Genomic DNA, 18,236 nt, shown 5'->3' with positions numbered 1-18,236 from the left:
CTGTGATATTTTCTCCTTTCTTAAATTCCGAGTTCTTTTAAAGCTGAAAGATACTGCACCTCAAGATTTGTTTCAATTAGCGTTTCCTCCATTCTGTCAAGCTGTGTTGGTTGCTCGATGTATTCAACTTCATACCACACTTTTTGATTGTCAATGTCACAGTGCCAAATTATCTTATGCTCACTGTCGTTTTGATACGGGCATTCAGGCTGTTTCTCAATCGTAAAAAAAGGCGTGTCCGGCTCGTACGCTGTAAATACAGCGATGTCATTTCTTTTTGTTACGTATATCATAATTTTACTCCGTTCTAACATATGGATAATTATTTGATGATGCACTAAAGGTTGCGGATATAGTTTTTGCCAATGGCAGTTTAAACCATTCGTTTACTTCTCTCAAATACTTTTTTTGCACTATACATTTACTTGTTGTAGCTTCATTGTATTGATAGATTGCACTGACGATATAATAACCTCCTTCGTCTCTTTTTAATGTATCGGATATACCCGTGTACGAATATCCACTTAATCCGGTTGTAAAAACGTCGCCATTTCCTTCGATGGTAAAATTTTCTTTGTTTCGTGCGGCTATCGGGCCGCCATCTTCGTTCATAACATTTTTTTTAAACAACAATTGTTTGTCGGTTTCACCGTAATAATAAATTTCTGAGCTATTTTCGACGGCATAAGCGGGATTTTCCCTTACATATCCTGTCCATGTGATAAAGTCTGTCGTTTTAACTACAAAATATCCGTATGACGTTCCTCCCGGCAGCATCACGTACTCACCATTTCGATAAAACAGCATAGCCGAGTTATACGAGCCAAGACTGCTCACATCTGGAACTATAAGGCTAGATTGCATTGTGCTGTATTCTGTATACGTTAAATCAGGATTATAAATCCTGAATTTGTCTGTGCTACTTCCAATCACATTACCGTAAACGATCTTGTCAGTGTTAGCGATCCTCGACAAACCTGAATTTCCTACAGATATAGAGCCTGCATCTAATGTTGCCCAAGATAAAGTGGCTTGGGTAATGTCGGCACATCTAACAAATTGTGATGGTGAACCCGCTTTGTCATATATCCAAACAAAAATGTAGTTGCCATTAGTTACTATATGCAATGTACTTGAATCATGGCCGTTATATACTGTTGTCTGGTTCCATGATGTCTCACCATCTTTTAAACAATAACAATATATATAACCAGAATCATTATTATAGCTGTTTTTGTAAAATAACAACGTCTTGTCTTTTAATCTGATAAGTTTCTTTGAATAACTTGATGAAGAATTGCAACTGCTAAAATAAGAATCACTGACTTTTGTAAAGGTTGTGCCACCATCGTGTGATAAATACAACTTACAATACATACGATCGTTGCTCGACTTTTTTTTATCACACAAATAAATCAGCGCAATATCGTCTCCATTTTGACTTGAAAGCCATCTGCAATCAACCTGATCTGTTTTTGTTTCGTTAAATTCTGCAAGATCAACGGTTTCGTTGTAAGGTACTACGCCATTGAAATTAAAATACTTTTCAATTTGTGGATAGTTCTCTTTTTTATAAACTCCGCCGTCCAATTTTAAAAATTCAGGATGTTCGACTGTTAAGTCGTCATAACTAAATACGATGTCACCGGGATAACCTGCAGCATTAAATCCAAATATATCTTTGCCTCTTACCGACATCTTTATCACCTCTCTATCTTGATGCTGATGTGTATATCATCTGTCGGCTTAACGCCTACCGCATGGATAATCAGCTTGCCGTCTTGCTTATCATCAATCGACGTTATCCTTGCATTGGTAAGCAATTTTTGCTCATTCTTATCCATATCCGGCTCAGCAATTAGCTCCCAATATGAGCCAAGATATGTATACCGACTATCCATAATGGTATAAATCAAACCGTCCGCAGTCTCTTGCCATTGATCGGCTTTTAATACGTATGGTTCTACCTTTGGATATGCTTTTAGTTCGGCTATTTGCATAGCTAGATAACTAGCTTGATCCTTGTCCAAAAGGTTACGTATCAAGTCAAACAGATCCTCAGCCTTATCGTAAGTCTCTTTGACAAACGCATTGTAAGCTACCTGATACTGCTTAAAAAATGCCGTTGAATTAATGCTGTCAATCAAACCCGTTACCCATCCGCAAGCATCTTCATCACCTCTAAAATCGGTGATGTCTGCTTGCTGTATCTTATCTACACCACTGCGCACGTATACCTCGGCGAGTTTTAAGTCATAGTAATCATCATTCCGCACGATTTCCGGCGGCACCGGTGCATCTGACAGCTCTCCTTTAACGACTATCGTTGTAATCATACGGTCAACCTTATTTAAACGATTTACCACTATATCAATACGATCTTGCGCTATATCAGAGTTAGCGATACGCATTTTCTTAACACCGTCTTTGTTGTCATTCTGATAGCCGTGTCCCTCAATGATTGAACGACCGTCCATTAAGGATATAAACATATTGTCGTCAAGAGATAGCACCATCAATCCATCGCCTTGACTTGCAAATATGCCATTGCGGAAAAATGGTTTAAAATAGTTCGCAAAATCACTTGCATAGTAAACTCTATCTGATTTACCCTCGACCAATTGCCCGTCAAATGGAAAATATTTTTCTGACATTTCATCACCTTCCTTTCTTCAATTTATCGAAAATCGTCGGTATTGAGTCACCGAACGTTGTTGTCCGCGTGATTGTGTCCGAACAGTAAAAAGCAACCTCTAATAAAGGTCGCTGTGCTATTAAATTACTTTCATAGTCCTCAAACGTAACCACATCACCGAGTTTATAATCACGACCATATTGATATAGTTCATTGTCGATGACTTCAAATTCTGCACTTACTAGTGCCTTGCTTTCTGCAAGCTGCTCATCAAGTTGCGTGATGTCTGAGCCTTCTAAAATAAACTCTCGACGATTGATTCCGCTGACAGTTCCTTTACTTGTTAGTTTCCCTTCATTGTTTAAATACCCGACGTTTTTACTGTCTTGCTGTTGCTGATAGACGTCTTTATTTGCGATGTTGTTGTTTTTATCCGAAAAGATAACATCAGCTGTTTTATCACGACCATGTATCAGCCTGAATCTATATTGATGCTCTTCAGGCAGATAATCAATCGTGTATCCTAAATCAGCGCGTGCTAGAGCCGTATTTACAACCTCTGACACTTCCATGTTTTCAAAGGTATAATTGACTGTCGGTGCGTTTTCTATGCCTTGTGCGCTAAATACAAAGCCATCTACTTTTCTGTTAGTATCAATCGGAGCAATGAAATTTTCGTTCAGTAGCTTTTCAATCTGAATTTCATAGCTTTCGTCTATGCTGAAGGTAAACGAGCTGATCACACGTCTGCTCAATAATGAGTTTATATGCAATCCGGATATTTCATAGGTGTTTACACCGTTATCAGAAAACACATGGATATTTTCAATCACAAAAGCATCATCATCAATCATCAAAACATCATTTTGATAAAAAGACTTCGCAACCTCACCATCATTTAAAGTAAGCGTAAACGTACCGGCGCCGCGGTGCTTTAACGTATATTCTAGTGACACATAAGCCGCGATAATTTCAACAAGCTTAAATTCTCTATATAGATACATCATAAGTATTGCGGCCTGTATGTCACGATTACATCTAGGTTTGTGACATTCCTTTCTGCGTTATATTCAACTTCATTCAGCCCAACGTCAAGATTAAAAAACTCTGTTTCTTTACGCTTTAAAATAGTGCTGTCTTTTTGCTCGTTAAGATAGATAACCGGTGACTGACCTAACATATCCACGGTAATAAGATCACCTTTCTGCATCTCATAATTTAGACGTATATACTTATCACCTTTTTTAATATAAGGATTGCTGACGGTACCACCGCTTGCCTTAAAGGTTACTTTAAAACCGCAGTCAACGTCGCCAACATTATCAATGTTGCTGACTAATGAGTTACGCCGGATACCAAAACTCATACCTCCTATAAAAGTAAGCGGAAACGACAAGGCAGCCTCAACAAATGCAAGATATTCAGTTCGTGGTACATCTTGCCAAAACGGTGCATGAGCCACAAAATCAAGCATCAATGTACCATAACCACCATCATGTTTAAAGATAGGGATTGATTCCAATTTTACGTTTATATCCCGTTCAATTTCTTCTGTAATGTGCTTCAACGTTCCCTTTAACCGCGGGTTAAATATCCGTTTCAATTTGCGTTCAAATTCCGCTGATTGATGGTCTACCTGATAAAAGCAGTCAATGGTGATCGGTCGTGTATCAAAAGTCTGTGACACTAATGTTTCACCATCTTGGTTCGCATTCTTGATCGTATTGTAACTGACTGATAATTCATCGCTGAACTCCTTGCAAATGAGACGGGAGAACCAACTCATTTCAATAGATTCTCCACGTTCATTTGTATACATTAATTTTTCGTTTTTTTTCATTATTTAACCCCTAACGCCCACTTCTTTAATTCTCTTGTTGTTTTTCTAGCCATGCCCGCCTCGTCAAGTTTATCTGTATAAATGTTTTGAGTAACGTTAATGCTTGAAGCAGCTTTTCCTTTACTGTTTCTGATTTCTTCCGCTTGCTTTGCCGGCACGATCATCTCACCTTTATGCACGATTGCACGGTATCCGTCAAACGGTACATTCCACAAACCGGTTGCATGACTTCCGTCTGCATCTCGGCTGCTTTTTGAGCCAGAACCTCCGCTTGACATTTCGTCATTTGCTGAGCGCCAAAACATTAGTTTACCAAGCAGCCATTCAACTTTTTCCGATACCCATGTACTTAAATTAGTCCAAATTGACTTCATTCCGTCCCAAATGTTTTGAAACAACTTTTTACCAGCATTTAAAAAGTCAGAAGCAAAACCGACTATATCATCAATGATACCCTGCACCTTTTCTACGACCCATTCAACAACTTTTTGGAATATCTCCATAATACCATCATACATCGTGCTGAATAGATTGCAGATGCCATTTACGATGTCGCCTACTAGTTTCTGCAAAGCAACCCACAAACCTTCCCAGTCACCGCTAAATAAAGCGACAAACACTTCAACTATATCCATAATAACTTTCAAGGCTGTATCAATAACACCCTTTATGGCATCAAATACAAAAGTGAAATTCTCCTGTATGAACTGGAGAATCTCACTGATCCTTTGTTGGATGATTTCCCATAGCTGAAGGATATTGTCTCTGAACTCTTCATTCGTGTTCCACAGATAGATAAACGCTGCTACAAGTGCGCCGATTGCAGCGATGATAGCGAGTATCGGTGCTGCCGGTAATGAGATAGCACCTGCAAGGCTTGGGAACACTTTATTGATCAGTGGCGTGATATTAGTAATCAATTTTCCGAACATACCAGATAGTCCCGATACCGCCAAGAGAGCAGGACCAATAGCAGCGAGAATGCCACCTAATAAGATGATAAATTTTTGACCACCTTTAGGTAGAGCGTTAAATTTATCCATAATGCCTTTAAACCAATTAGCCAAGTCTTTCAGTATTGGACCGATGATCTTGGCAATCGTCTCACCTAAATCATGCAAGGCAAGCTGAAACGTCTGCATAGCGAGCTGCGAATCGTCAACCTCATCGACGATCATGCCATAAGTTCCTTCAAGCGTTCCTTGAGAGTTGGCTAATTCGTCAATAAAATCCTGATACTCAAATTTACCTTGTGCTATTGCATCTTTCAGCTCTGGGCCGGCTTTATTGCCAAATGTTTCCATTGCCAATGCGATTGCATCAACGTCATTACCACTATCAGATAATTCCTTGATCTGTTGCACTACGTTGCCGATTTCTTCTTTCGCATTCTTGCCGTCATTCGTAAAATTCACAACCGCTTTTTTCATGCCGGCAAGAGCTGATTCAACGTTGATACCTTCGACTTCCCATTTTGACAGCATTCCGATTGCTTCTTCATGAGAGTATCCCAATTCTCTGAGTGCTGCGCTATTTTTGGTATAGCTGTCAGCTAATGATAATACATCTTTTCCTGATATTTGAGCAGCTTTCGATAACAAGTCAAGAGTGCTTTCGTATTCTTCAGCAGGTATGTTGGCGTTATTCATCATGCGTGTTACCGATCGGATACCGTCAACAACATCAATGCCATTGATCTTTGAAAACCGCAAAGCCGATACAGAAGCTTTTTCGAGAGCTTCATCATTTAAGCCTAAGCGCGTATTTAATTCTCCGACTGCACCACCGATGTTAGAAAAATCATCCGGTACTTGCTGAACGACACTTTCATACACTGCCTGAAGCTTTTTAGCTTGATCGCCAGTTGCGCCAGTCGCTGTCATTACTCGATCAAGCCCTTCATCGACTGCATCCATAGCTGCTATACTGCCGGCTGCAATTCCAGCCATAGCCGCCGTGACCGGCAGCATAACATTGCCTAGATCACCTGTTTTTTTAGCAAAAGCTTCAGCATTCTTTGTCATTTTTTCGAGCGTTGCATTTGAGTGCTTCAGCTGATCTTCGTAATCTTCTAATTTACTTTTAGTTTTTACTATTTCATCTTGCAGTTTTTGAAATTCTTTGCTGTTAAGATTTTCTTTTTCAGCAATCATTTTCTTTTGGGCCTCAGTCAGAGCATCTAATTTTGATTTAGTTGTCTCCACTTGTTCCCCTAAAAGTTTCTGTTTGCGTTCTAAAAGCTCAGTATTCGCTGGATCAAGCTTCAACAAATTTTGAACGTTTCGCAGTTCTTTTTGAGTGCTGGATAAATCCTTGTTAACGTCTTTTAAACTTTTTGTAATAGCGGAGGTATCCGCTCCGAGTGTGACGGTAATTCCTTCTACTTTACTCGACATTTTAACCACCTCCATTCATTACTTTTTCAAATGCGTCATAATCTGTGCTTTCGGTTTCCAACCTCTTGGCATTCGATAGATATTCTTTCCCTTGCTCTGATTTTTCCATATCGTATATAAAAGCATCACGCTGAAAGAGTAAAAATTCATCAAGATGCAGATCGAGAATTTCAAAGAAACTCAAGCCTGTATAATCGTGTACGATTTTATAATTTAAAGAATGAATCTCATATCCCCTACTGTCCGAATCAATAGGATAATAGGGGATTTTTAGTTTGGGTCTTTGGTGACTGATCCTATAAATTCCGTATATTCTTTGATAAATTCAACTAAATCATCTGTTGATATATTCTCGATATCCTTTAAATCAACCCTTCTGCTGCCTTTGTTGTTGTTAAATATCTTTAATGCCAACTTCATAATTTGATTTGGGTTTGTATCTTTTACATCAAAGTTGCTGAGTTCATTTAACAGTTTTAATGTAGGTGCAGTGACCAGTACAGTTAAACGGTCATTCAACTTAACCTTTAATGTCCTGATTGCGCGATTAGAAAAATCAAAGTAATTATTCATTATTTTGTCACCGCCTCTTTCTTCCCTAACTGCAATTTGATTTTTGTACCTTCATCATCCATTGGCTCTGCTTTGATTTCCAGATCAACTACGGTTGCACCATCTTGCTTGAAAGCTAATTCAAATCCTTTCTGATTGACACCGATCAAAGTAACTCGAACTGGTCTTAAAGGGTTGTTATTAACAAAATGGAATAAATGAGTTTTTCCATCATTGTTATTAACACCACCGATCAAAACTGTTTCTACTCCATCGGTTTTTGTAACCCTTGCTGTCGAGGTCAATACTTTAAATGTTTCACCGATCAAAGTCATTAAACCGCTTTTAAAAATAGCCTCATCAGACTGTAAGATGTTTACAATGATGTCGCCTAGATCACTTTTTTCTTCGATAAATGATGGTGTGTAAGTAATTGACGCGCCACCTTTTATTGATGCTAAGATATTTTCTTCTACTTCTATGATTTCGTTTGATGGTATTTCGCCCTCACTATATTCCTTATGGTATAATTTCCCACTACCTAGAATGACTTCCTTTTTGCCAAACATTATTTTTATGCCTCCTTTAATGTTAAAAAAGAGAACGTGAACACCGTCATAAAACGTTTCTCGCTCTCTATATAAACTGACTCTGATATCTCGTACTCAATACCTCTGACATCAAGGATAGACATGATCTTATTTTCTATATCCTGTTCTTTGTTTCTGGTATAAAGTTCAATATTGTACTCATAGTTAATAAACTGATTTTGCTCATCACTTCCACTCGCATTTATGCTGTAATTAAATACCGCGTAATCACCTTTTTGTTTTTCTTTAAACAAATTAAAAGCTGTCGGAAGAATTTTGCTCAATTCATGTCCTAATTCTTTAGGTGTCATTGAAATTCCTCCTTGATATCCTGTAATAACAATTCATTGAATTTATCCTCATTACATTTTATATGAGGGTATTTTTTTGTCTGTTTCGTACCGCCGGCAGTTTTGTGACCATTTTCCAGTAAATGAGTCAATTCTGGACGAGCAATATTTACGCCCTTGATTCTTGCATACCCTTTTCCTAATGTTACTTTCACTTTCCATCCTTTAGCATATTTTCCGGTTTTTTTAGGTGAATCGTTTTTTATTGCTTCGACCATTTCTTTTCCGCGCTTCTTAACATGCTGATTGATTTTATCACTTTTTTCATCAGACCAGTTATTGATCTGTTTTATAACTGTATTGCTTAGATCTTCAATGTTTATTTTCATATTGATACCTCATTGCAATACAGTTCATACAGATCAGTTTTTTCATCATAATAGGTACGATAAACTGCATAGCATTTTCCACCAAATTGAACCATGTCTTCCTCTTTATAGTCAGCATAAAACACTTTAAACACCCTTGATGCTTTCAAACCATTTACGGCAGCTTTATAAAATTCATTACTGCCGACAGAACAGATCTCCGCAAACACTTTACGATAATACAGGGTGTTTGAATCACCTTCTGAATCATGATCAATATCTTTTTCATTAAAGACCTTAATAATTGCTTCCATCGTCACCTCCAGATAATGCCAATGAAGAGATTAGCATTTCATAAGATTTTTGCAATCGTTCAGCGTTCGGGTTGTTGCCAAAATTAGCCCGGCAATATACTTTGACTGCCTGTTCAATGAGCGGATCGTTCTCATCATAAATGATTCCGTTTCTTTCGATATCTCTCTTACATGCAGCCATTAAGGGTATTACATCTGCTTCATCAAAATCATTACCGGTAATTCTTAAAATGACTTTCACTTTTTCTAAAAGTGTCATAAGCTACTCCTTGATGATGAGCGTCACTGTCATGCTGTTGGATTCGGTGATAATCGTCAATCGTTTTTCGCCGACACTTAGATTTTCTAAGTATGCTGATTTTAAAGTTAAAATCCCGTCATTAAATGTATAATTTGCTGTATTTACATCTGCATTATGGTTTTTAACAGCCGTAATCGTTTGAGCGGCAACAGCTACGGTCACATCTGCATTACTGCCCTTTTGATATGTGACCTCAGCTGTTAACAAGTTCACTGTTGCTACGCTTTTTTTACGTCTAAGTAAGCAAAGGCTTTTTCAGTACGAACATCACCATCCATGATTGCATAAGCAATATAATCCGTTGTGCGCGCTTTTTTGTGATCTTCCTGATCCAGTGTCATTTGTTTATTGATGTTTAAATGGTAGCCTTTATTTGCATTACCGAATAATAATGTATCGATGGAATCATCTTCCTCGACCACAAAGCCAAACAAGCGACCTACGCCGCCAGCCGTAGTGTCAGCGATGAAATAAGGACGTCCTGTCGCATCTTTAACATTGGCTAATGTGTCCCAAATAAAATCACTGGTTGCATAAAATTTAGAACCTTTTTTATATGTACCCTTTACTTTTGAAATCAATGTAGTAATATCCTTATAGCTTAATTCTGCATCTGCTGCTAATTCCACTACTTGAGGCTTGTTTGCCTGTGCTAGTAAAGCGGTCTTAATGCCTCTTGGTTCATCTTTGTTTGATGATTCGGATGCTGCTTTACCTTTACCATTGAATACGCCATAGGCAGCGGCAGCTCCCATTTTTTCTGCTAACTGCGACTGGATGAAAGGAATAAATTCATTCGTTGCCATTTCTTTCAATTTCCATGACACCGTAATGTCACGTGACAACTCACAACCATTCAAAGTAGCTTTTGCAAATGTTTCTTTACCCTCTTCAATTTCAGTTGCTTCATCATACCATTTAGCTTCGGTTGATTCTGTTGATTTTAAGACAGTTAGTTTACCTTTAACACTCGTTTTTAATACTTCCGCATACAAAGGATAGACTTCTCCTACCTCTTTCCAAATACCGGCTACAACAGTTTCCGGAATCAGCACCGGTGAGTTACCAGTCGTTAATGCTTCGTTTTTAAATTCCTTGTTTGCTTCATCAAAGATACGTTTTTCGTCTTCTGTAATTGCAATATTCTGCATGACTTTAGCCCATACGTTTGTATAAGTATCTTCGTTTTTTTCAATAGTGCTTGCCAAAGAAGTGGTATTTTCGATAACTACTCCTTTTGCTTGAATGTCCGTAATGACCGCATTATCCTGTAAGGCTGCCAAATTCGCTGACGCTTTGCAGATGTTTTCAAAAGTCGTATCCAATGCCTTGACTTCTGATGCTTTAGCCTCTGCTTCATCGATCTTTCCTGAATTCAGCAATTCATTCGCTTCATTCATCAATTCTTTACGTTTTTGTAAATACTGTTCTTTATTCATAGTTTTTTCCTCCTAGATTTAATAAATTTAATGTTGTTTCAATTTCTTTTTTCTTTTTCTGCATAAAAAAATCAGCATTTTTATGCTGACTGTTTGTGAAGATGCGATTTAAAACGTCGTCCGGAATATTAACTGAGCAATTACTAAGTATTGGCTGCTTAAAATTGTTTAAATTAACGAATGGCAGTTCGCTGAACATGATTTCATCTATCAATTTCAGTGTCAATGCCTCTTGTGCATCAATGTAGCTTTCTTTACTCATTAGCTCCAGCGCCATTTCTTCACTCATACCCGTTTTATTTACATAAGCAGATGCCATCGTCTTGTTTGCTTTTTTCAGCACTTCGGCTTGATGTTCCATCACTCGATGATCACCGCTTGCGCTTGTCGATACGTTATGCACCATGAGCAATGCAGTAGGACTCATTTTGCAATAGCCCGCCATTGCAATGATTGATGCAGCTGACGCTGCTAAACCTTGAATCTCAATTTCTACTCTGCCTGCATAGTTTTTTAATACTGTATAGATTTCTGATGCAGCAAATACATCGCCGCCGGGAGAATTGATTTTAAGGGTCACAGTTTCGCCATTTGCATTTTTTAAAGCCTTGTTGACCATTTGCGGATATGCACAGGATTCACCGAACCATTCATAATACCATGCGTCCGAATCTGAGCATATAATACCTTTGATTTCTATATCCATCCTTATTCACCTCCTTCTTTAACCACTTGGGTATCAAGCCTACGGATCGGCTTGTCTCCGCCTTCCACTGGCGCCATGCCTAAGACAGCCCGCCATTCATTGGGTGTCATAGCACCTCTATCGACCATCTGCACCATATTCAATTTTGTTGACATAGAAGCATATTGCAGGTTAGCTGCTTCAAATACGATTTCGTTACCAGTGCCGATCTCACGTCTTGTAAAAATTCTGCGTGTGAATGTTTGTGATAATTGAATCAAGTCGGTCTCAACGCTGCCCTCATAGTAAGCGGTCCATTCATCTTCAGTAAATTTGTTCTGCACTATTTTTTCATTCGTGTTGAAAAATGAATAAAGTCGGTTAATAGTCCTATCCATCTGAGCAGCATTTGGCACATAATCTTTTGGATCAATCTGTATTGCATCCACTTTGTTATCAATACCGGCTGCCCCCATCGTATCTGTTTCAAACGATAAGTAATCATCTACAAATTGCTTTGTGTTTCTTTTTATATCATCCGGTCTTAAAGAGTTGTTAAACTTTAAAAGCCATTTAATGATCCCGCTGTTCTTTATTGCTTTAACGATTCCTTGATCGGTGGTTGTTACGATTTCCATCAAAGGTTTTAATACTTCAATTGGACTGTCGCCGAAAATATCGTTGTTGTTATAATCATTTTTCAAATGAATGATGTCCGTATATGGATATGTAACAACCTTTCCATTCATCATCATGCAGCGCAGATATAAATAGCCTTGTTTATCGTAAACAGCTTCGCAATTCACTGCCGGTATTGGATATAACTCAGTTGGATAACCATTGCTATCACGATTGATATAGATAAAGGCGTTATTGTTTAGCTGATACTGATTCATAACTTTTTCAATCATCTGTTGAAACGTCATATATGGATTCGGATACTTCAAAAGCATTTTTATGTAAGGCTCAGGATTCACTTTGATGCCGTCTTTTTCTGTGCGGATATGTTTTGCTAATGCTTTGCCTACTGCCTTAGTTTTAGGTCGTATACAGGCTCTAATAATATCCGACTTGTACAGTTTACCGTTCCAAGAATAAAACCCATTGCCACTTGATGTAACCATTTCAAAACGCGTGATAGATTCAGATTTATTAAAAAAACTTTTAATCTTATTTCTAATTCCCATTTTATCACCTCCCTTCTTAAATCAAGGTTAAGTATTCGTCTCTTTTGTCATTAAAGACAACGTAAGAATTTAAAAATCCGATCGTACCATCAATGCGCTTTCGCACATCTAATCCCTTCACTGGCTGAATGTTGTTGTTAATGTCTGTCTTGATCTCTGTGTTAGCAAGGCACATCTTGTCAATTGGGTTATCGTTATAAACAATCAGCTTTGCATCGAGATCAGCTTTAAATGATTTCATCGGACTGCTTAAAGTTTTTGTTCCTTGACGCACCGGTATCATTGCTTCTTTACCAAATTCATTCTTAAACGCTTCAAGCAACGATTCATCAACATGCCACGGATCAAACCCAATATATAAAACATAAATATCATGCACATCCCTAAGTTCTTTGTACCACTCGAGAACATCATAAAAATTGATTTTGTTCCCTTTTGATACGCGCAAATAGCCTTGACGTTCCCACAGCTCATAAGGCGCGCTGTCTTCAATGCTTCGTTGGATCAGCGTTTCTTCAGGCAGCCAATACATGGATGCATAGTATAAATGATTGTCATTCGGTCGCATACACAATGCTTTCGCATTGGTTAAGTCGGTGGTATCTGATCCGTCAAAACCACCAATACAATATCTAAACGACATCTTATCCAGTTCAAATTTAGTTGTATTGTTCAGTGTCTTATAAGTCAGCCAAGCACTTGCAGATGTTTCGGTCATGTTAAAGTCTTTTACCATAACTGTGGCTTTAAATGCTGGATCTTTTTTCGCCTTTTCAACATATCCTCTCAACTTATCAAAGGACTTGATCGTGCCAAGTCCGGGATTTGCTTTAACCCAGCAATCTTCTTTGTCCCACTCATCACGATCATCTAATTCATAGATTAGCGGAAGGAAACGTTCATCGATACACTTACCTATGTCATATGAATCAAGTACCTTTATGGCATAAACATACTGTGCATCATAAATTGAATTACGCACAAATCCGTTAGTAGTAATACAGTTTAATAACGGTTGAAAACGTGACGACATAGATTGTTTCATCAAGTCATAAAGATCACGTTTCTGTATTGCTGCTAACTCATCGATAATCACAAAATGTCCGTTAAGACCATCTAATGAATTGCTATTGCTGGCAAGTGCTTGCATCGTGCCGAAATTCATATCACACCAAATATCGGACTGTCGTTTACGCAGATACTTTTTCAGCATATCCGATTGCATGATCATTTTATGGGCTTCAGAAAATCCTTTTTTTGCTTGATCTAATTTAGTGGCTATGAAATAAACTTCCGGTGAACCTTCACCATCACCTAACATCATGTAAGTAGCATCAGCAGCAAGTTCAGTTGTTTTTCCGTTCTTACGCCCTCGGATGTCAAGCACCTCTTGATACTGCCGTTCACCGGTTTTTTCATGTATAAAGCCAAACACTGCTTGATGTTTGGCTTTTTGAAATAGTTCTAATTTTAACGGTTTCCCTCTGTTTCGACCTTGTGCCTGTTTACAAAAAGTTTCGATAAATTCAATAGGTTCATTTGCCCTATCTTCATCAAATACCCACGGTTTATATTTTTCAGGATGTTCTAGTTTGTCAAGTAAATGTGCGTAAGCCTGCTTGATTCTATGGCAAGCGTTGATTTTACCGCTTAATACCGCTCTTGCATATTCTTCTAAATAGGTCATAATTTCTTCTTTTTATCTAAAAATTTCTGAAGCTCATCACTTTGCTTTGCTGCCGGTACGATATCAATCAAAGTTTTAATGATCGTTGTATAACTCTTTATGTAAGAATTGTAACTCTTAGCTGCCGGATGTTCTCTTAAAAAACTTTGGTTTCCTTGTTCAAACAATTCAATATAACCATCATTGATCGTTTGGTTCTGCAATTCTTCAAGTGATATTTCGATATAAGCAAGCTGTGAAATCATAGAATCAACAAACTTTTTTTTACTTTCATCAACGTCCTTGAAAATCTTCTTATAAGCGTTTTTCTTTTTTCTTATTGCGCTTTCTTGCGCTTCTTTTGGGTTTAACCCCCCCTCGTGTAAATTTTCCACGCGGTTTTTCTGACCTCCTCTCTACGGTCTCCATAAAGACACCCCACCCTTATTTAATGGGGGGAGTATCCTCAATGATGTTTCCATCTGCATCAAACCTATATCCTTCGGTTAATGCACTTCTATTCCCTTGATGACGCTTCTTGTGACAGTCATAGCACAACGTCACTAATCTGTCTGGGTTCAAACTAATATCTGCATCATCAATGTTTACTGCCGTCAATGTTACTAAGTGATGTACTTCTAAGCCCGGTGTGATCCTGCCAGCTTGTAAGCAATCTTGGCATAGGCCATTGTCACGTTTAAATACATAATCTCTAACATGCTGCCATTGTTTGCTTTTATAAAAACGTTTAGCAAATGGTTGAGCCATTACGCTATCCTCCTGCACCTGCTGTCATAGCACCAATGGCTTGATACCTCATGATCTGCCGCCGTTTGATTCTGCTGCTGTCTCAATATCTTTTTGCGGTTCACATTGTACTTAGCGTATCTCTTACATGATCCATGACAGCCAATGTGCCTATCACTGCACTCATAACAAGGCACATCTTTAGTCATGTTCCGATAACAGCAGCTTGGCAGCTTGTCTTGATGTCCAGCACACACGATCATCTAGCATAGACAAAATCTCTTTGTAAATAAAATCAATGGCATAGCAAGTCTTTTCCGACATGTTATAAATCATACTGACGGTACTCCATATCATTGACACTGGCTCACCTGTCCTTGCCCTTGTCTCTTCAACAAATGTTTTATCACTCATGTCTTTTCCTCCGCCGGGGTTGCCGGATAACAAAAAAAAGGCAGCTGTTTAGCTACCTAAAATAAAAGCATCCATATCAAACCATACAAATAACGTATAGTTGATATAGATGCCTTTACGCAATAGTCTCCGTAGAGTTACTATCACTATTTTTATACGTGCTTATATAATAAGCAACGAGGATGTTGAGCATTGCTCTTCCTTCGATTACGATTATACACCATTTTTGCTTGTGCATTGCACAAACTTTTATTTTTTTAGCATTTTTTTAAATGCTCTATTTGTTGTGTTTCTCAATGTGTTTCTGTGGCAACCTATCGCTTTTGCTAGTTGTATGTCCGTTTTGCTACTTTCATAGATGTATCTTAAATGAATAATCTTGATTTCAAAAGGATCATCGAGGCGTGAAAGACAATCTTCTATCCATTCGCGTCTTTGTTTCCAAAATAATAATTTATCATATGCTTTATTTATAATATCATCTAATTCTATCCATTTATCTTTATAAGGGTTACTTACATTTTCATAGATAACGAGCTGCGCATTTTTACTTGAAGTGCCAAACTTTTGAATAGTTGCTTCAGCAATCTCATTTTCATATTCATAACATTTATTAACAATATAACGATAGCTCCTTAGCTCATTCTCTAGATACTTTCTTTCATCTTTATAATTCATGCTCACCTCAGTTAATCTTTCAACTCGCTCACTATAAAGCAAAGTAATACGATCCACCAAAAACTATGATATGTAACCATATAGCAAGTGAGTGCTATCACACATAAATTGTAAAATAATGCGAATAACGTTTTCATCATTTATCACTTAAAATTTCTTGAAGAACTAAAACCATAGCCATTCTAATTACGTTTGCTGTTGTTACATGCTTGTTTTCCATTTTCATAATCCTTTCTAGCTGCTTCAAAGTCAATAGATTTAACAATCGTTTCGCATGTTTCAATACTTTTTTTATTAATATCTGTCATTGATTTTCCTAAAGACAAACCTACCGGCATAACTTTGCTATTTCTAACCACCATAAACAGCGCTAGTTTATACTTTTCTTCATCAGTCATTTACGTTCACCTCTTTATTAGATAATTGATCATATGCCATTTGCAAAGCTATCAAATAAACCTCAATATCCGGATTCAGCACCCTGCCACAAGAATAACCCCATTCCCAAAAATCGTTAAAATCCTCAAAATCTGAACATAAGTTAATGTTTTGTGCAAATTCTTCCGATGATGAAGATTCATTTGCGTAATTTATCGCTAAACACATCTGCAATAATACACTATCATCGTCAAATTTTTCTTTATGTGGTATTTCAATCATTTCGAAATCATACACATCTTCTATGTGTTGATCTTTGATGTACGAAATTGTTTCTATGTACTCATCGTCATTACCGCCAAATTCTTGTCTATATTCTCCCGCTAGATATTTGACAGCCTCTTTCGAATCCCATGTATATTTCCCATATTTGGCACACGATAATTTCTCAGCAAAATAATAAAGACCGATACGCCACCCATTATTACAGTCCCACGATGTGCGCCAAGTTGTATTAAATACTGCATCCCTCATGTCGCCTGTAATATAGACCATATTTTTATAAAATACAAAGTCTATCTCACACATTCTTGTTCCGGGTTGTTTCCATATCAGCACCTGTGCATCATCATCTAAAACTCGTAACTCCGCTACATGATTCTTAAACCATTCTTTAATATTATCAATGCCATATCCAGCCATAATTTCTTTACCTTTCCGCACTTTTCTGTGCTTCTAATTAATGTGACATAACCGCTAAGTCTATCACATTTTTTCTAACTACATCAAACACTCCTTTAAGCTTTATTTAACCGTTTATTTTGTCATTCCACATATTCGATAATTCATAAAAATGTGCATGTACATTCAATTCCCGTTAAATCATCTATTTTCTGCCTTTTCGATGTACTGCTCCGTTGTAGATCGACTGCCTGTCCTGCTCGGCATCATCAGTACCCCAGCATATATAAATCTCAGTCGTTGAAGTCTCATCGTGGTTATACATTTTCATCAGCGTTAGCAATTTGCCGCCGTTTTTAATGTAATGATAACCAAATGTTTTTCTCATACTGTGCAAAGAAAAAGGCTGCTTTAACTTGATTGCATCAGCAGCCTTTTTAAGTATGCGATCCGCTTGCTGCCGGGTGATTGTAAAATTCATATTTTTTTGACTTGGGAATAAGTAGCTGTATGATGTTAATTCGTTGCGTTTTACATAGTCCATGATGTCCTCGTGCAGCAGTTTGTTCAATCTAAAATTTTGGACTTTACCGGTTTTGTTTTCTTTGATGCTCATGTACCCTTTTTCTATATCCATGACTCTTAATTGCAGTAAATCTTCTGCGCGGAACGCTGTGTTGAATCCAATCAAACACAATATCCAGTTGCGATCAGCTTGCCAGCGTTTTACCTCTGTTTTAGCTTTCTCGCGTTGGATCAGAAAGTAATTAATGATATTATTCATGTCTCGCTCATTTTTGAGCGGTACAGTGGCTTTCTGACCACCAAATGTTTTTATTCTTCTTGGCATACTCCTCCTTTAAGTTACGCTATTCTACATCAAGCTCAATAAGCCTACGATATGTTTTTTTATTGAGATCTCCTCCTATGGCGTTGAACTTTTCTAAAACATTCAGAAAACACATGGCACATAACTAAATGTTCAGGCACCCATCGGCTCTGCGGTTTTTGAGCTTCCTAATCAAAATAAGCTATCAAGTAATGTGGTTCCCCGTCAATTTCTTTTATATCTTCG

Annotated in this window: 25 protein-coding genes; all 25 read right to left on the bottom strand. The window is 37.7% G+C overall.

The features are described from left to right. Nucleotides 1–20 precede the first annotated feature (20 nt). The gene (locus DAHG_RS13555; protein ID WP_022938890.1) at nucleotides 21–293 is read right to left on the bottom strand and encodes a hypothetical protein; all 273 of its coding nucleotides are present in this window, start codon (nucleotides 291–293) and stop codon (nucleotides 21–23) included. Nucleotides 294–297: 4 nt separating this feature from the next. Continuing rightward, a complete protein-coding gene (locus DAHG_RS13550; protein ID WP_022938889.1) occupies nucleotides 298–1,698 on the bottom strand; it encodes a hypothetical protein in 1,401 nt (466 codons plus the stop codon). A 5-nt stretch (nucleotides 1,699–1,703) separates the two neighbouring features. After that, complete coding sequence (locus tag DAHG_RS13545; protein ID WP_147576403.1) at nucleotides 1,704–2,621, bottom strand: hypothetical protein; 918 nt, start codon at nucleotides 2,619–2,621, stop codon at nucleotides 1,704–1,706. A gap of 37 nt (nucleotides 2,622–2,658) precedes the next feature. Continuing rightward, entirely contained in the window at nucleotides 2,659–3,642 is a 984-nt protein-coding gene (locus tag DAHG_RS13540) for a Gp37-like protein (protein ID WP_022938887.1), read from the bottom strand. Beyond that, entirely contained in the window at nucleotides 3,639–4,475 is an 837-nt protein-coding gene (locus DAHG_RS13535; RefSeq protein ID WP_022938886.1) for a phage distal tail protein, read from the bottom strand. The genes DAHG_RS13540 and DAHG_RS13535 overlap by 4 nt, the downstream gene beginning before the upstream one ends. Further along, a complete protein-coding gene (locus DAHG_RS13530; RefSeq protein ID WP_022938885.1) occupies nucleotides 4,475–6,871 on the bottom strand; it encodes a phage tail tape measure protein in 2,397 nt (798 codons plus the stop codon). Before DAHG_RS13530 ends, DAHG_RS13535 begins: the two co-directional genes overlap by 1 nt. A gap of 1 nt (nucleotide 6,872) precedes the next feature. Continuing rightward, nucleotides 6,873–7,055: a hypothetical protein gene (locus DAHG_RS21185; RefSeq protein WP_034457264.1), complete on the bottom strand. Its 183-nt coding sequence runs from the start codon at nucleotides 7,053–7,055 to the stop codon at nucleotides 6,873–6,875. A gap of 86 nt (nucleotides 7,056–7,141) precedes the next feature. Further along, nucleotides 7,142–7,444: a hypothetical protein gene (locus tag DAHG_RS13525; protein ID WP_022938884.1), complete on the bottom strand. Its 303-nt coding sequence runs from the start codon at nucleotides 7,442–7,444 to the stop codon at nucleotides 7,142–7,144. After that, nucleotides 7,444–7,992 carry a hypothetical protein gene (locus DAHG_RS13520; protein WP_022938883.1) on the bottom strand — a complete coding sequence of 183 codons (549 nt, stop codon included), beginning with the start codon at nucleotides 7,990–7,992 and terminating at the stop codon, nucleotides 7,444–7,446. Before DAHG_RS13520 ends, DAHG_RS13525 begins: the two co-directional genes overlap by 1 nt. Before the next feature lie 5 nt (nucleotides 7,993–7,997). Then, nucleotides 7,998–8,324, bottom strand: coding sequence for a hypothetical protein (locus DAHG_RS19690; protein WP_022938882.1), 327 nt, complete (start codon nucleotides 8,322–8,324; stop codon nucleotides 7,998–8,000). Next, on the bottom strand, nucleotides 8,321–8,692 hold the full coding sequence (locus DAHG_RS13510; RefSeq protein WP_022938881.1) for an HK97 gp10 family phage protein: 372 nt from the start codon (nucleotides 8,690–8,692) through the stop codon (nucleotides 8,321–8,323). The genes DAHG_RS19690 and DAHG_RS13510 overlap by 4 nt, the downstream gene beginning before the upstream one ends. Then, entirely contained in the window at nucleotides 8,689–8,985 is a 297-nt protein-coding gene (locus DAHG_RS19685) for a phage head closure protein (RefSeq protein ID WP_022938880.1), read from the bottom strand. The genes DAHG_RS13510 and DAHG_RS19685 overlap by 4 nt, the downstream gene beginning before the upstream one ends. After that, entirely contained in the window at nucleotides 8,969–9,244 is a 276-nt protein-coding gene (locus tag DAHG_RS13500) for a phage head-tail connector protein (protein ID WP_022938879.1), read from the bottom strand. The genes DAHG_RS19685 and DAHG_RS13500 overlap by 17 nt, the downstream gene beginning before the upstream one ends. 3 nt (nucleotides 9,245–9,247) lie before the next feature. Then, entirely contained in the window at nucleotides 9,248–9,499 is a 252-nt protein-coding gene (locus DAHG_RS13495; protein ID WP_022938878.1) for a X2-like carbohydrate binding domain-containing protein, read from the bottom strand. Nucleotides 9,500–9,504: 5 nt separating this feature from the next. Beyond that, entirely contained in the window at nucleotides 9,505–10,725 is a 1,221-nt protein-coding gene (locus DAHG_RS13490; protein WP_022938877.1) for a phage major capsid protein, read from the bottom strand. Further along, on the bottom strand, nucleotides 10,718–11,431 hold the full coding sequence (locus DAHG_RS19680; protein WP_022938876.1) for a head maturation protease, ClpP-related: 714 nt from the start codon (nucleotides 11,429–11,431) through the stop codon (nucleotides 10,718–10,720). The genes DAHG_RS13490 and DAHG_RS19680 overlap by 8 nt, the downstream gene beginning before the upstream one ends. Nucleotides 11,432–11,433: 2 nt before the next feature. Next, entirely contained in the window at nucleotides 11,434–12,597 is a 1,164-nt protein-coding gene (locus DAHG_RS13480; RefSeq protein WP_022938875.1) for a phage portal protein, read from the bottom strand. Nucleotides 12,598–12,613: 16 nt separating this feature from the next. After that, a complete protein-coding gene (locus DAHG_RS13475; RefSeq protein WP_022938874.1) occupies nucleotides 12,614–14,284 on the bottom strand; it encodes a terminase large subunit in 1,671 nt (556 codons plus the stop codon). Beyond that, nucleotides 14,281–14,658 (bottom strand): hypothetical protein, encoded by a 378-nt coding sequence (locus DAHG_RS19675; RefSeq protein WP_022938873.1) that lies wholly within the window; start codon nucleotides 14,656–14,658, stop codon nucleotides 14,281–14,283. The genes DAHG_RS13475 and DAHG_RS19675 overlap by 4 nt, the downstream gene beginning before the upstream one ends. 49 nt (nucleotides 14,659–14,707) lie before the next feature. Continuing rightward, a complete protein-coding gene (locus DAHG_RS13465) occupies nucleotides 14,708–15,031 on the bottom strand; it encodes an HNH endonuclease (protein ID WP_022938872.1) in 324 nt (107 codons plus the stop codon). A gap of 180 nt (nucleotides 15,032–15,211) precedes the next feature. Beyond that, nucleotides 15,212–15,424, bottom strand: a complete 213-nt coding sequence (locus DAHG_RS13460; RefSeq protein ID WP_022938871.1) for a hypothetical protein — start codon at nucleotides 15,422–15,424, stop codon at nucleotides 15,212–15,214. A gap of 249 nt (nucleotides 15,425–15,673) precedes the next feature. Continuing rightward, nucleotides 15,674–16,102 (bottom strand): hypothetical protein, encoded by a 429-nt coding sequence (locus DAHG_RS13455; protein ID WP_022938870.1) that lies wholly within the window; start codon nucleotides 16,100–16,102, stop codon nucleotides 15,674–15,676. A 182-nt stretch (nucleotides 16,103–16,284) separates the two neighbouring features. Next, nucleotides 16,285–16,500 carry a hypothetical protein gene (locus DAHG_RS13450; RefSeq protein ID WP_022938869.1) on the bottom strand — a complete coding sequence of 72 codons (216 nt, stop codon included), beginning with the start codon at nucleotides 16,498–16,500 and terminating at the stop codon, nucleotides 16,285–16,287. Next, the gene (locus tag DAHG_RS13445) at nucleotides 16,493–17,203 is read right to left on the bottom strand and encodes a hypothetical protein (protein ID WP_022938868.1); all 711 of its coding nucleotides are present in this window, start codon (nucleotides 17,201–17,203) and stop codon (nucleotides 16,493–16,495) included. Before DAHG_RS13445 ends, DAHG_RS13450 begins: the two co-directional genes overlap by 8 nt. A gap of 163 nt (nucleotides 17,204–17,366) precedes the next feature. After that, on the bottom strand, nucleotides 17,367–18,011 hold the full coding sequence (locus DAHG_RS13440; RefSeq protein ID WP_022938867.1) for a tyrosine-type recombinase/integrase: 645 nt from the start codon (nucleotides 18,009–18,011) through the stop codon (nucleotides 17,367–17,369). Nucleotides 18,012–18,236: the final 225 nt, after the last annotated feature.

This window comes from Dielma fastidiosa, assembly GCF_000313565.1.
Classification (GTDB): domain Bacteria; phylum Bacillota_I; class Bacilli_A; order Erysipelotrichales; family Erysipelotrichaceae; genus Dielma; species Dielma fastidiosa.
The sequence above is the reverse complement of the archived record's forward strand: the minus strand, read 5'-3'. Positions and strand labels throughout refer to the sequence as shown.

Coding starts and splice junctions, on each gene's coding strand:
- DAHG_RS13465 (WP_022938872.1), bottom strand. CDS start 15,031: ATGGCTCAACCATTTGCTAAACGTTTTTATAAAAGCAAACAATGGCAG.
- DAHG_RS19680 (WP_022938876.1), bottom strand. CDS start 11,431: ATGGATATAGAAATCAAAGGTATTATATGCTCAGATTCGGACGCATGG.
- DAHG_RS13440 (WP_022938867.1), bottom strand. CDS start 18,011: ATGCCAAGAAGAATAAAAACATTTGGTGGTCAGAAAGCCACTGTACCG.
- DAHG_RS19685 (WP_022938880.1), bottom strand. CDS start 8,985: ATGGAAGCAATTATTAAGGTCTTTAATGAAAAAGATATTGATCATGAT.
- DAHG_RS13540 (WP_022938887.1), bottom strand. CDS start 3,642: ATGATGTATCTATATAGAGAATTTAAGCTTGTTGAAATTATCGCGGCT.
- DAHG_RS13460 (WP_022938871.1), bottom strand. CDS start 15,424: ATGAGTGATAAAACATTTGTTGAAGAGACAAGGGCAAGGACAGGTGAG.
- DAHG_RS13475 (WP_022938874.1), bottom strand. CDS start 14,284: ATGACCTATTTAGAAGAATATGCAAGAGCGGTATTAAGCGGTAAAATC.
- DAHG_RS13480 (WP_022938875.1), bottom strand. CDS start 12,597: ATGGGAATTAGAAATAAGATTAAAAGTTTTTTTAATAAATCTGAATCT.
- DAHG_RS13520 (WP_022938883.1), bottom strand. CDS start 7,992: ATGTTTGGCAAAAAGGAAGTCATTCTAGGTAGTGGGAAATTATACCAT.
- DAHG_RS13530 (WP_022938885.1), bottom strand. CDS start 6,871: ATGTCGAGTAAAGTAGAAGGAATTACCGTCACACTCGGAGCGGATACC.
- DAHG_RS13450 (WP_022938869.1), bottom strand. CDS start 16,500: ATGACTGATGAAGAAAAGTATAAACTAGCGCTGTTTATGGTGGTTAGA.
- DAHG_RS13535 (WP_022938886.1), bottom strand. CDS start 4,475: ATGAAAAAAAACGAAAAATTAATGTATACAAATGAACGTGGAGAATCT.
- DAHG_RS13550 (WP_022938889.1), bottom strand. CDS start 1,698: ATGTCGGTAAGAGGCAAAGATATATTTGGATTTAATGCTGCAGGTTAT.
- DAHG_RS13525 (WP_022938884.1), bottom strand. CDS start 7,444: ATGAATAATTACTTTGATTTTTCTAATCGCGCAATCAGGACATTAAAG.
- DAHG_RS13455 (WP_022938870.1), bottom strand. CDS start 16,102: ATGAATTATAAAGATGAAAGAAAGTATCTAGAGAATGAGCTAAGGAGC.
- DAHG_RS19690 (WP_022938882.1), bottom strand. CDS start 8,324: ATGACACCTAAAGAATTAGGACATGAATTGAGCAAAATTCTTCCGACA.
- DAHG_RS13490 (WP_022938877.1), bottom strand. CDS start 10,725: ATGAATAAAGAACAGTATTTACAAAAACGTAAAGAATTGATGAATGAA.
- DAHG_RS13555 (WP_022938890.1), bottom strand. CDS start 293: ATGATATACGTAACAAAAAGAAATGACATCGCTGTATTTACAGCGTAC.
- DAHG_RS13500 (WP_022938879.1), bottom strand. CDS start 9,244: ATGACACTTTTAGAAAAAGTGAAAGTCATTTTAAGAATTACCGGTAAT.
- DAHG_RS13510 (WP_022938881.1), bottom strand. CDS start 8,692: ATGAAAATAAACATTGAAGATCTAAGCAATACAGTTATAAAACAGATC.